Genomic DNA, 11,230 nt, shown 5'->3' with positions numbered 1-11,230 from the left:
GCACCTCAGGCAGGTGCTGACGAGTGTGGGGTCGCCGGGCCGGGCCGCAAGCCGCGCGCACAGCAGTCGGATCAACCTTCGCGGTCGAGCTCGCTGTCGTCGACATCCTCGAACTGCTGGCCACCGTCACTCTGCTCGATTCCCATGCCGAGACCCGCCGCCGCATCCTCATCGAGAGTTTCACCCTCTGCGAGCCGGCCGTCCAGTCCGACGCTGCCCGAACCGGCATCGGAGCCGATCAGGCGCTCCATGTCGTCGTCCTCGGGCTCGTCGACCTCGACATGCTTCTGCAGACCTTTGATGAGGGCTTCGTTCAGCGCGGCGATATCGACAGTCTCGTCGGCGATCTCGCGCAGGGCGATGACCGGGTTCTTGTCGTTGTCGCGTTCGACGGTAATGGCGGAGCCGGCGGAGACGTCGCGCGAGCGCTGGGCCGCGGCCATCACCAGGTCGAACCGGTTCGGGATCTTGACGATGCAGTCTTCGACAGTAACGCGGGCCATCAAAAGCCTCTCGATCGGGTGCGCACAATATTAGGCGGAGCCGCGGAATATAGTGGCCGGATGCCCGGAAAACAAGCGCCTATCCGGGTTTCCCGAGGCAAAACCGACGCGACGGCGCGCAGTGGCGGTCAGCCGACCAATGGACGGATCGCCCCGCCCGCCCCGGGCAGGCCGTCGATCAGCACAGAAACCCGCTCGCCGGTGACCGGGTGGCGCCACTCCGCATCCAGATCCTGAAGCGGCAGCAGCACGAAGGCGCGCTCCGCCGCGCGCGGATGCGGCAGCGTCGGGGCGACCGCGCCGATGCGCACCTGGCCGTGATAATCGATCAGGTCGAGATCGAGCGGCCGCGCCTCGTTGCGCACCCGCCGCACCCGGCCGAAGGACTCCTCGATCAGATGCAGCCGGGCCAGCAGGACCTCCGGCAGGAGATCGGTCTCGACAGCGACTGCTCCATTCACATACCAGGGCTGGTCCGAAACCGGCACCGGCTCGGATTCGTACCAGCGCGAGCGGCCGGTGACCCGGATATCCGAGTCCTCCGCAAGACAGGTCACGGCCGCCTCGCAGGTGGCCAGCGGCGTCTCGTATCCGGTTGCCGCAAGATTGGCGCCGACGGCGACGACGATCATGCCGACACGCCCGCGCAAGGCGCCGTGATCGGGCCGCCGGGCACCGTGTCGAGACCTCCCCGGCGCGGTGTCGCCGGTGCGAAATTAACCATGTGATCGATGCCTCCGCGGCAGCCCTTTAGCCTGTACATCAGCCCATAATCGGACCTAGACTGCAAACAGTTCGACGCGGGCGGCCTCATTACTCAGCCGACCACCGAATTCTAAAGAATTCAGCTCAATATGAGCGTAAAAGCAATTGAAAGGATTGCATATGTTATTCCATCCTGATGAGCGGATGGCCCTCTTTATAGATGGCGCCAACCTCTATTCCGCCGCAAGATCGCTGGGCTTTGACATCGACTACAAACGTCTGCTCGACCTGTTCGCAGGTAAAGGGCGGTTGATTCGCGCGTTTTATTATACCGCATTGCTGGAAGACCAGGAGTATTCGCCGATCAGACCGCTGGTCGATTGGCTCGACTACAATGGTTACACGCTGGTCACCAAGCCTGCCAAAGAGTTCACCGACAGCGCCGGGCGCCGGAAGGTGAAGGGCAACATGGACATCGAACTGGCGGTGGACATGATGGAAATGGTCGACCGGGTCGACCATGTGGTGCTGTTCTCCGGAGACGGCGATTTCCGCTCGCTGATAGAGGCCGTGCAGCGCAAGGGCGTGCGCGCGTCGGTCGTCTCCTCGATCCGCACCCAGCCTCCGATGATCGCCGACGAGCTCCGCCGCCAGGCCGACCAGTTCATCGAACTGGATCAGTTGGCCGCCCAGATCGAGCGCGTCCATTCCGACCGTGGTCCACGTCGAGAGCGGCCGGGTGCACCGCCATCCGCCCCTGTCGAGGCGGATGACGATCTCGACGAGGATTACGTCGACGACGAGTACGAGGACGACGAGCCTCCTGCGGTGGTGCGTCGCACGCCGCCGCCACGGCGCTGACCCGGCCGAGTGCTGAGCGATCGCCTGTCGTCATGCTGAGTGACCCGCCTGCGGATTGCGGTCTCTGCCCGCGCCTTGTCGCGTTCCGGCACGAGAACCGGCGTCTGTACCCCGACTTCCACAACGCACCGGTGCCGAGCTTCGGCAGCGCCGGTGCGCGACTGCTCGTGGTCGGCATGGCGCCGGGGCTGAAGGGGGCGAACCGAACGGGCCGCCCCTTCACCGGCGATTATGCCGGCGACCTGCTCTACGACACGCTGCTGACATTCGGATTCGCCACCGGCGCCTACGACAAGCGGGCGGATGACGGCCTGTCCCTGGTGGACTGCCGGATCACCAACGCGGTGCGGTGCGTGCCGCCGCAGAACAAGCCGGTCGGCGCGGAGGTCGCGAACTGCCGGCCGTTCCTCGCCGAGACGATCGCCGAGATGCCGGCGCTCAAGGTGATCCTGGTCCTCGGCTCGCTGGCCCATGGGGCGACCCTGGCGGCGCTCGGCCGAAAAAAGTCGTCGGCGAAGTTCGGCCACAACGCGGTGCATGAGCTTGGGGATGGCCGCAGAATGGTCGGCTCCTACCACTGCTCGCGCTACAACACGAACACCGGTCGGCTGACGGAAGAGATGTTCCACGACGTGTTCCGGCGGGTCCGCGGGTTGTTGGACGCGGGGTGAGTCTCCGCCTCTTTCCTCTCCTCGGATTTTTTCCGGGGCCCACAGGTCAGACGGCACTCATTCAAGCGCTCGCAGCGGCTGTGGCGTAGGCCCGGAACATGCCCGGAGACAGGGCAGACGTCGGGCACCAAGCGCCGCCGGCCTTACCCTTTCTCGCGCAGGAGCCTGGCCTTCTGGCGTTCCCAGTCGCGTTTCTTGGCGTCCTCGCGCTTGTCGACCAACTTCTTGCCGCGGGCGAGGCCGATCTCGAGCTTGGCGATGCCCCGGTCGTTGAAATACAGCGACAGCGGAACCAGCGTGTAGCCCTCGCGCCGGATCAGGCCCAGCAGCCTGTCACGCTCCCGGCGATGGGCCAGAAGACGCCGCACCCGGCGCGGCTCGTGGTTGAACGGCTCAGCCGGCTTGTACTCCGGAATATGGGAGTTGATCAGGGCGAGGTCGCCATGCTCGCTGCCGGCATAGGCCTCGTTGATCGAGGCGCGGCCCTGCCGCAGCGACTTCACCTCCGAGCCGGTCAGGATAAGACCGACCTCCAGCGTGTCCTCGATGCTGTATTCGTGTCGGGCCCGCCGGTTTCGAGCAACCTCTTTGCGGGCGCCTTGCTTACCCGCCATGGCGCTCTCTCCTCAAATGCTGACGTGCGTATATAGGCAGCCCCGCCCTCATGTCGAGTGTCGGGGTCGCGAGCCGCACCCGAAACGGCGACGGCCCGCCACCAGGGACGGGCCGTTGCGTTTTCGCAGATGCGATGATCAGTTCAGCAGACCGGCATGGCGCATGGCGCTCTCGACCTTCGCCTTGTTCTCGTCGGCGATCTCGTAGATCGGCAGGCGCGCCGTCGACTCGCAGATCCCCAGCAGGCTGGCCGCGTATTTCACCGGCCCCGGGCTGCTCTCGCTGAACAGCGCGGCATGCAGCGGCTGGAGCCGTTCGTTGATGGCGAAGGCCGTATCCAGGTCGCGGTTCTGCCAGGCCACATGCATCTCGGAAAGCTGCTTGGGCGCGACATTCGCCGTGACCGAGATGCAGCCGTGCCCGCCATGCGACAGGAACGGCAGCACCGAGGCGTCTTCGCCGGTGAGCTGGCAGAAATCCGACCCCATGGCCATGCGCTGCTTGATCGGACGGACCAGATCGGCGGTCGCGTCCTTCACGCCGGTGACGTTCTTCAGCTCCTCGTAGCACCGCTTCATCGTGTCCACCGACATGTCCACGATCGAGCGACCGGGAATGTTGTAGATGATGATCGGGATATCGACAGCGTTATTGATCGCCTCGAAATGCCGGAACATGCCTTCCTGGGTCGGCTTGTTGTAATACGGCATGACGTGCAGCACCGCGTCGGCACCGGCCTCGGCCGCGTGCTCGGTGAACTCGACCGCTTCCTGAGTGGAGTTCGAGCCGGCGCCGGCGATCACCGGCACGCGGCCGGCGGTCTGCTCGATGCAGAGCTCGATCACACGCTTGTGCTCGGCATGGCTCAGGGTCGGGCTTTCCCCCGTGGTGCCGACCGGAACAAGGCCATGGGTGCCCTGCTCGATCTGCCAGTCCACGAGTTTTCGGAACGCATTCTCATCCACCGCGCCGTTTTTGAACGGCGTGATCAAGGCAACGAGTGATCCCTTGAACAACGGCTGTCCGAATGCGTAGCCCATCGGCTTTCTCCCGAGTCGGCAGTTTCGTGGAAGTTGAGCGGGCGACATTACGCCCGCACCCACCTGGGGGCAAGTATGCCTCGGCGGCTATTTTTTCTTGCCCGCTTGGCGGTTAGCGGCCGCAGCATTACCTTGGTCGTTCGACGTCGGCTCCCACCTCCCCCCGCAGGGCGCCGTCGATCGTGCGGAGAAGAGCTATGATCGCTCGCGGTCTCTCGTTCGTCTTCGGCGTCGCCGCGCTGGCCTGGACAGGCACAGTGCTGGCCGCCGCCACCGCGCCGGCGCCGGAGCTACGCCCCGGATCGGCGGCGCCGGTCGCCGCCGGAGCCGTGCCGGTTCCGATGCCGCGGCCGGACGGGTTGGCGGGACTGTCGCGATCCGATGCCGCCTGGCGCACCACCCTCGCCTTCGCCGGATCCGGCGACTGGGCGGAGGCGGCGGCCGTACGCGGCCGCGACCGGGATCCGAGTCTGGAAGCCCTGTTCCAGTGGACCCGGCTACGCGACGGCAACCAGCCGACGACCTTCGCCGAGATCGAGCGCTTCCTGCACGACCATCCGGGCTGGCCCGACGAGGCGACCCTGGTCGCACGCGGCGAGGAGCTGATGGGCAGCGATATCGGCCTGGCGCGCCGGTTGGAGTGGTTCGCCAAGCACCCGCCCCGCTCGACCCGGGGCCGCCTGGCCCACCTGGAGGCCGTCGCCCGGACGGGTGACGCGGCGGCGGTGGAGACCCTGGCGCGCGAGACCTGGCGCCATATCGAACTCGGCAAGCGCGACGAGACGCTGTTCCTGAACCGCTACGGCAAGCATCTGCGCCAGATCGACCACATCGAGCGCCTGGACGAGATGCTATGGCGCGGTCATTCCGGCGCCGCCCGCCAGGCCATGGACCATGTGCCCGACGGATGGCGGAGGCTGGCCGACGCGCGGCTGCGCCTGCGCTTCAAGCAGGCCGGCGTGGACGACGCGATCCGTCGGGTGCCGAAGGATCTGCAGGACGATCCGGGCCTGCATTACGAACGTCTGCGCTGGCGCCGGCAGGCCGGCATGGAGATCGGCGCGCGCGAGCTGATGTTCGCCGCACCGCCCTCGTCGGAATTCGCCGCCCTGTGGTGGCGCGAACGGGCCTGGCACATCCGCGAGGCCCTGGACGACGGCAAGCTGGAGGACGCGTATCTGCTTGCCGCCTCCCACAACCAGCGCTCCGGCGCGCCGTTCGCCGAGGCGGAATGGCTGGCCGGCTGGATTGCCCTGCGGTTCCTCGATCGGCCGACGGACGCTCTGCGCCACTTCACCCAGCTCCACGGCAACGTCTCCACCCCGATCAGCTCCGCCCGCGCCGCCTATTGGGCCGGACGGGCCGCCGAGGTGGTGGGCAATCCGGATGCCGCCCGCGAATGGTATGCCCGGGGCGCCGCGTTCCAGACCACGTTCTACGGCCAGCTCGCCGCCGCCCGGATCGGTGCGAAGCGGATCTCCCTGCCGGTTCCGGCCGCGCCCGACGCGGCGGCCCGGGCGGCCTTCCTCGCCGATGACGAGGTGCAGGCGGCGCGGGCCCTGCTCCGTCTACGCATGGACGGGACCGCGCGCCTGTTCCTGCGGCATCTGGCCGTGTCCAGCGACGATATCGACCGCTCCGCACTGATCGCCGAGATGGCCGCGGAGGCCGGCGAACTCGGCACGGCGGTCTTCACCGCCCGCCGGGCGGCGACCGGCAGGATGATCCTGCCGGCGCTGGGCTATCCGCTGCTCGACCCGATTCCGACCCAGGGTCCGGAGCCGGCCTTCGTCCACGCGATCATCCGCCAGGAGAGCAGCTTCGAGGCCACCGCCATCAGCCGTGTCGGCGCCCGCGGCCTGATGCAGCTCATGCCGGCGACGGCGCAGGCAACGGCCAAGTCCATCGGGTTGGAGTACGATCTGGGCTCGCTGATCGCCCGACCGGACTACAACGTGCGCCTCGGCAGCACCTACCTGAAGCAGATGGTCGACCGCTTCAACGGCCACTACATCAAGGCGATCGCCTCCTATAACGCCGGCCCGGGCCGGGTTGCCGCCTGGGTGCGGGCGCATGGCGACCCGAGCGATCCGAGTGTCGACGTCATCGACTGGATCGAGCGCATCCCGTTCTCGGAGACCCGCAACTACGTGCAGCGGGTTCTGGAAGCCCTGCACGTCTACCGCGAGCGGCTTGCCAACGATCACGATCAGACGACCGCAATGGCCGCCCTCGCCCCCGGCGCCCAGAAAGTCTGGTGCGTCTATTCCTGCGGCGTATTGTTGGACCGGCAACAGGCAGCGCTGAAAAGAAACTGAGGGGGACACCATGACCGAACGGTTCGAGGGCATCGAGGCCTGCGTCTTCGATGCCTACGGGACGCTGTTCGATGTCCATTCCGCCGTCGCTCGATGCCGTGACGATTTCGGTCTGGAGGTCGAGGCGGCGCAGGTCATGTCCGACACCTGGCGCAGCAAGCAGCTCGCCTATTCCTGGCTGCGCAGCCTGATGGGGGCCGAGCACTACGTGCCGTTCTGGCAGGTCACCGGCGAGGCCCTGGACTTCGCGCTGGAGACCGCCTTTCCCGGCGGCCCGCCCACCGGCCTGCGCCAGGCGCTGATGGACAGCTACCGGACACTGGAGACCTATCCGGAGGTGATCGGCGTGCTGCAGGCGCTGAAGGCCGCGGGGATGAAGACCGCGATCCTGTCCAACGGGTCGCCGGACATGCTGGAAAGCGTGTGCGACAGCACCGGCTGCACAGCCCTGCTCGATGCGGTCCTGTCGGTCGACGAACTCGGCGTGTTCAAGCCGGATCCGAGGGTCTACCAGCTCGCCATGGCCGGCCTCGGCGTCTCCACCCCCGGCGCCATCAGTTTCCAGTCGTCCAACGCCTGGGACGCGGCGGCGGCTTCCGCCTTCGGCTTCCGGGTCGTCTGGTGCAACCGTTTCGGCCAGGCTCGCGAGCGGCTGCCGGGCTCGCCGGACACCGAGCTGAAGACGCTGGAGCCCCTGCCCGCAATCCTCGGCCTCGCCTGACGGGATGCCCATGGTCGACTGCCGGGAGCGCTTCGTCACCAGCCGGTCGGGGGCGCGGCTGTACACCGCCGACTGGGGGGATCCGCTGGACCCGCGCGTGCCGGTGCTGGGCCTGCCCGGCTATGCCCGCACCACCAAGGACTTCGTGCATGTGGCCGAACGCATCGCGCCGCGCCGTCTGGTGAGCCTGGACTACCGCGGCCGGGGACGGTCCGAATATGCGGACGACCCGGCCGCCTATGCGCCACCGGCGATGGCCGACGACATCCGCGCGGTGATGGTCGCTCTAGGCCTTCACAGAGTCGTGGCGATCGGCACCTCCTTCGGCGGGCTGATGGCCATGGCGCTGGCGGCGATGGCGCCGACCTGCCTGGAGGCGGTGGTGCTGAACGACATCGGCCCGGACATTCCCGACAGCGGCGGCGACTTTCTCATCGAGGTCATGGGCCGAGAACGCCGGCCGGCGAGCTGGGCCGACGCGGCGGCGGAGATGCGCAGGATCCTGCCGGACCTGTCCTTCACCACGGAGGAGGAGTGGGTCGCCTTCGCCAGGACCACCTATCGCGAGGAACCCGACGGCAGCCTGCGCCAGGACTGGGACCCGGCGATCGTGAAGCCGCTGGCCGGCGCCGAGGCTAAGGACACGGACCTCTGGGCCCTTTTCGCCGCGCTGACGGCGGTGCCGGTCCTGCTGGTGCGCGGCGGCAGGTCCATCGTGCTGTCGGCCGAGACGGCGGCGGAGATGCAGCGCCGGCACCGGGCAATGGAGGTGGTCGTCCTGCCGGAAATCGGCCATGCCCCGACCCTGGAAGAACCCGCCGCTCGGGAGGCGTTGGAGCGGTTTCTGGGACGGTACTGACCGTCGCCCCTCCCCCGTCTTCCCGGCCCCGCGCCGGGACCTAAATCTGGGCTCGCTGGAGCGCCGGAGATCTCAAATCCAATGCTCCAAAACGCGGAAGGCCGGGTCCCGGGTCAGGCCCGGAAGCCGGGTGAGAATTGGGTCTTGGAGGGTTCACATCTCCAGCACGACCTTCCCCACCACCTTGCGGTCGGAGATCACCGCCATGGCCTCGGCCATCCGCTCCAGCGGATAGGTCGCCATCACGTTGGCCGACAGCTTGCCCTCGGCGTGCAGGCCGAAGATCTCCGCCTGGGCCTCGGCCATGCGCTCCGGCGTGCGGTCGCGGTAGTCGGACCATTGCAGGCCGCTCACCGCGATGTTCTTCACCAGCAGGTAGTTCGCCTTGATCACCGGGATGCGCCCGGCGGCGAAGCCGACGACCACCATCCTTCCGCACCAGGCCAGCGCCCGCATCGCCGCATCGAACGGGTCGCCGCCCAGCGGGTCGATGCAGACATCGGCGCCTTGGCCGTCGGTCACCGCGTGGACCTGATCGCGCAGCCCGTCGCGCAGGTTCTCCACCGACAGGTCGATGATGTGATCCGCCCCCGCCTGCCGCGCCGCATCGGCCTTCGACATGGTCGACACGCCCGCCAGCGCGGTGCCGCCCAGGGCCTTCACCAGTTGGATCGCCGCCATGCCGACCCCGCCGGTGGCGCCCATCACCAGCACCCGCTCGCCGGGCACGAAGCCGCCGCGGTCGAGCAGCGCGAACCAGGCGGTCTGATAGACCAGCCCCATGGCCGCCGCATCGCTGAAGGCCATGGCATCGGGAATGGCGAAACACTGGTCGACGCCGGCGACGACCTCCTCGGCGAAGGCGCCGTATTCCATCTGCGCCATGACCCGATCGCCCGGCTTCCAGGCGGTCACGCCGGCGCCGACCGCCGTGATCTCTCCCGCCAGTTCCTTGCCGGGAACGAAGGGCAGCGGCGGCTTGTGCTGATACCTGCCTTCCACCACCAGCAGGTCGGGATAGTTCACCCCCGCCGCCCGGGTGCGGATCGCCACTTGACCCGGACCCGGCACGGGCGACGGCAGGTCCTTGACCATCGCTGTCTCCGGCGCGCCGAACGCCTCCATCATCACCGCGCGCATGGATCTATTCCTTTCGCAGATCGGGCATCAGGTCGGTATTGGCATCGCCCAGGGCCGGGAACGACTGCCCGCCCTCGGGATCGCGGTAGATCGGGGCGATCGGCGGCGGCAGCGGGGTCATGGCCGTGCCGCCGGCCTGCATCGCGCCGGCAAACAGGCCGCGCTGCTGGAAATGCGGGTCGTCCGCCGCCTCGGAAATCGATTTCACCAGGGTGACGCAGGCGTCCACGCCCTCGAACGCCGCAAGCCAATCGGCGCTGGTGCGCGAGGCGATGATCGCTCGGACTTCCGCCATGGTCGCCGCAGGGTCCTTGGCGTCGTCGCGCAGGGCCGGATCGAGGTTGATCACCTCGCAGAAATTGGCCCAGAACTTCGGCTCCAGCGGCGCGCAGGCGAGCCAGCGGCCGTCGGCGCAGCGGTAGACCTGATAGCGGGGTGTGCCACCCGTGACCAACTCGCCGCCCGGCGTCGGATCGCCCTTGCCGGCCGCCCGCTCGCCCAGCGCCCAGTAGCCCCAGGCAAACAGGTTGTCGGCCATGGCGACATCGAGGAACGCGCCCTCTCCCGTCTTTTCCGCCTCGCGCAGGGCCAGCAGGATGGAGATCACCGCCGGCATGGTGCCGCCGCCGATATCCGCCACCAGAACCGGCGGCAGGACCGGATCGCCCCGGCTGTCGGCCCCGAGATTGAGAATACCGGTCTCCGACATGTAGTTCAGGTCGTGGGCCGCGAGGTTGGCCTTCGGTCCGGTCTGGCCGAAGCCGGTGATCGAGCAGTAGACCAGGGCCGGGTTCAAAGCCCTGACCGCCTCGTAGCCCAGGCCCAGCCGGTCCATGACGCCGGGTCGGAACTGCTCGACCAGCACGTCGGCATCCTTGATCAGAGCCTTTACCTGTTCGACCGCCGCCGGGTCCTTCAGGTCGACGGCAAGCGAGCGCTTGCCCCGGTTCAGCAGGGCGAAATTGACCCCGCTGTCCTCGGTCACCATCGGCGGGTAGGCCCGCATGTCCTCGCCACTGCCGGGGCGCTCAAGCTTGATCACCTCCGCTCCGGCCTCGGCCAGGATCAGGGTCGCCATGGGCCCCGGTAGCAGGGTGGAGAAGTCGATGACGCGGACGCCGGCGAGCGGTTTGCGTGCGCCTGCCATCAGGACAGCCCCCGTTTCGCGCGCTTCTTCGCCACCCGTGCCCGACGGGCCGGGGCATAGTGCCGGGTGCCGTAGACCTCGAACAGTGCCTGGGTGACGTCGTGGTGGTGATGCAGGCCGGTGCGTTCCAGCAGCTCGATCGGCCCTTCCGGATAGCCCAGGCCGAGCTTCACCGTCAGATCCATGTCGTCGGCGGTGGCGAGTCCCTCGTCCAGCTTGGCCAGCGCCTCGTTGTAATAGGGCCGGATCAGCCGGTCGAGGATGCGGCCGGCGAAGTCGAAGCACTCCGAGACCTGCAAGCCGGCGCCCTCAAGCACCATGCGGGCGGCCTCCAGGGCGGCCGGATCGGTATGGGGCTGGCGCACCAGTTCCACCAGATCGGACGGTGCCCCGTCGCCGACGCGGAAACGGGAAAAGCCGATCGTGTTGGAGCCCTCCTCGCCCCGGCTCTCGCCGGTCACCTCGCCCAGGGTCTCGGTATGGAGTTCGACCAGGATGGCGGTGCGCGACGGGTCCTCCTGCCAGGCGGAGATGGCGCCGGCCCCGATATAGGCGACGACCTCGCCCTCCGCGCCGGACCCGGCCAGGAAGGGATGGTCCTCGGGAAACGACCGGCTGTCGCCGGTATCGACGATCGAATAGCTCACCAT

At 67.9% G+C, this 11,230-nt stretch carries 12 protein-coding genes; 5 read left to right on the top strand and 7 right to left on the bottom strand.

Annotated elements, in window-relative coordinates; translation table 11 throughout:
- Nucleotides 1–71 precede the first annotated feature (71 nt).
- Together rpoZ and folK are read right to left on the bottom strand one after the other, a co-directional pair.
- Nucleotides 72–503: a DNA-directed RNA polymerase subunit omega gene (rpoZ, locus tag G578_RS26355; RefSeq protein WP_038014184.1), complete on the bottom strand. Its 432-nt coding sequence runs from the start codon at nt 501–503 to the stop codon at nt 72–74.
- Nucleotides 504–631: 128 nt separating this feature from the next.
- Nucleotides 632–1,135, bottom strand: a complete 504-nt coding sequence (gene folK / locus G578_RS26350; RefSeq protein WP_038014181.1) for a 2-amino-4-hydroxy-6-hydroxymethyldihydropteridine diphosphokinase — start codon at nt 1,133–1,135, stop codon at nt 632–634.
- Nucleotides 1,136–1,388: 253 nt separating this feature from the next.
- On the opposite strand from folK, the gene G578_RS0113820 reads away from it, so the two are divergent.
- The gene (locus G578_RS0113820) at nt 1,389–2,069 is read left to right on the top strand and encodes a LabA-like NYN domain-containing protein (protein ID WP_028794736.1); all 681 of its coding nucleotides are present in this window, start codon (nt 1,389–1,391) and stop codon (nt 2,067–2,069) included.
- Between the two features lie 32 nt (nt 2,070–2,101).
- Nucleotides 2,102–2,740 (top strand): uracil-DNA glycosylase, encoded by a 639-nt coding sequence (locus G578_RS0113815; RefSeq protein WP_028794735.1) that lies wholly within the window; start codon nt 2,102–2,104, stop codon nt 2,738–2,740.
- Nucleotides 2,741–2,883: 143 nt separating this feature from the next.
- Here G578_RS0113815 and smpB read toward each other — a convergent pair whose 3' ends face one another.
- Nucleotides 2,884–3,354: an SsrA-binding protein SmpB gene (gene smpB / locus G578_RS0113810; protein WP_028794734.1), complete on the bottom strand. Its 471-nt coding sequence runs from the start codon at nt 3,352–3,354 to the stop codon at nt 2,884–2,886.
- 138 nt (nt 3,355–3,492) lie between these two features.
- A complete protein-coding gene (dapA, locus tag G578_RS0113805; RefSeq protein ID WP_028794733.1) occupies nt 3,493–4,395 on the bottom strand; it encodes a 4-hydroxy-tetrahydrodipicolinate synthase in 903 nt (300 codons plus the stop codon).
- Nucleotides 4,396–4,592: 197 nt separating this feature from the next.
- On the opposite strand from dapA, the gene G578_RS26345 reads away from it, so the two are divergent.
- The 3 genes from G578_RS26345 to G578_RS0113790 are packed head-to-tail and all read left to right on the top strand — an operon-like array spanning nt 4,593 to nt 8,293.
- A complete protein-coding gene (locus G578_RS26345) occupies nt 4,593–6,713 on the top strand; it encodes a lytic transglycosylase domain-containing protein (protein WP_051244789.1) in 2,121 nt (706 codons plus the stop codon).
- 10 nt (nt 6,714–6,723) lie between these two features.
- Nucleotides 6,724–7,434, top strand: a complete 711-nt coding sequence (locus tag G578_RS0113795; protein ID WP_028794732.1) for a haloacid dehalogenase type II — start codon at nt 6,724–6,726, stop codon at nt 7,432–7,434.
- Nucleotides 7,435–7,444: 10 nt separating this feature from the next.
- Nucleotides 7,445–8,293, top strand: coding sequence for an alpha/beta fold hydrolase (locus G578_RS0113790; RefSeq protein ID WP_051244788.1), 849 nt, complete (start codon nt 7,445–7,447; stop codon nt 8,291–8,293).
- A gap of 153 nt (nt 8,294–8,446) precedes the next feature.
- On the opposite strand, the gene G578_RS0113785 is transcribed toward G578_RS0113790, so the two are convergent.
- Genes G578_RS0113785 through G578_RS0113775 form a run of 3 tightly spaced genes read right to left on the bottom strand, consistent with a single transcriptional unit; the run spans nt 8,447 to nt 11,230 of the window.
- Complete coding sequence (locus tag G578_RS0113785; RefSeq protein ID WP_028794730.1) at nt 8,447–9,433, bottom strand: NADPH:quinone oxidoreductase family protein; 987 nt, start codon at nt 9,431–9,433, stop codon at nt 8,447–8,449.
- 4 nt (nt 9,434–9,437) lie between these two features.
- Nucleotides 9,438–10,580, bottom strand: a complete 1,143-nt coding sequence (locus tag G578_RS0113780) for a CaiB/BaiF CoA transferase family protein (RefSeq protein WP_038014172.1) — start codon at nt 10,578–10,580, stop codon at nt 9,438–9,440.
- A complete protein-coding gene (locus G578_RS0113775) occupies nt 10,580–11,230 on the bottom strand; it encodes a 3-hydroxyacyl-CoA dehydrogenase family protein (protein WP_211228903.1) in 651 nt (216 codons plus the stop codon). Before G578_RS0113775 ends, G578_RS0113780 begins: the two co-directional genes overlap by 1 nt.

The sequence above is a fragment of the Thalassobaculum salexigens DSM 19539 genome, from assembly GCF_000423805.1.
GTDB classification, from domain to species: Bacteria; Pseudomonadota; Alphaproteobacteria; order Thalassobaculales; family Thalassobaculaceae; genus Thalassobaculum; species Thalassobaculum litoreum.
This window is presented reverse-complemented; position numbering and strand designations above follow the sequence as displayed.

What these genes read in the sequence shown, in the direction of transcription:
- folK (WP_038014181.1), bottom strand. Translation starts at nt 1,135, where the DNA reads ATGATCGTCGTCGCCGTCGGCGCCAATCTTGCGGCAACCGGATACGAG.
- G578_RS0113815 (WP_028794735.1), top strand. Translation starts at nt 2,102, where the DNA reads ATGCTGAGTGACCCGCCTGCGGATTGCGGTCTCTGCCCGCGCCTTGTC.
- G578_RS0113780 (WP_038014172.1), bottom strand. Translation starts at nt 10,580, where the DNA reads ATGGCAGGCGCACGCAAACCGCTCGCCGGCGTCCGCGTCATCGACTTC.
- G578_RS0113785 (WP_028794730.1), bottom strand. Translation starts at nt 9,433, where the DNA reads ATGCGCGCGGTGATGATGGAGGCGTTCGGCGCGCCGGAGACAGCGATG.
- G578_RS0113790 (WP_051244788.1), top strand. Translation starts at nt 7,445, where the DNA reads ATGGTCGACTGCCGGGAGCGCTTCGTCACCAGCCGGTCGGGGGCGCGG.
- dapA (WP_028794733.1), bottom strand. Translation starts at nt 4,395, where the DNA reads ATGGGCTACGCATTCGGACAGCCGTTGTTCAAGGGATCACTCGTTGCC.
- G578_RS26345 (WP_051244789.1), top strand. Translation starts at nt 4,593, where the DNA reads ATGATCGCTCGCGGTCTCTCGTTCGTCTTCGGCGTCGCCGCGCTGGCC.
- smpB (WP_028794734.1), bottom strand. Translation starts at nt 3,354, where the DNA reads ATGGCGGGTAAGCAAGGCGCCCGCAAAGAGGTTGCTCGAAACCGGCGG.
- G578_RS0113795 (WP_028794732.1), top strand. Translation starts at nt 6,724, where the DNA reads ATGACCGAACGGTTCGAGGGCATCGAGGCCTGCGTCTTCGATGCCTAC.
- G578_RS0113820 (WP_028794736.1), top strand. Translation starts at nt 1,389, where the DNA reads ATGTTATTCCATCCTGATGAGCGGATGGCCCTCTTTATAGATGGCGCC.
- G578_RS0113775 (WP_211228903.1), bottom strand. Translation starts at nt 11,230, where the DNA reads ATGGTGAGCTATTCGATCGTCGATACCGGCGACAGCCGGTCGTTTCCC.
- rpoZ (WP_038014184.1), bottom strand. Translation starts at nt 503, where the DNA reads ATGGCCCGCGTTACTGTCGAAGACTGCATCGTCAAGATCCCGAACCGG.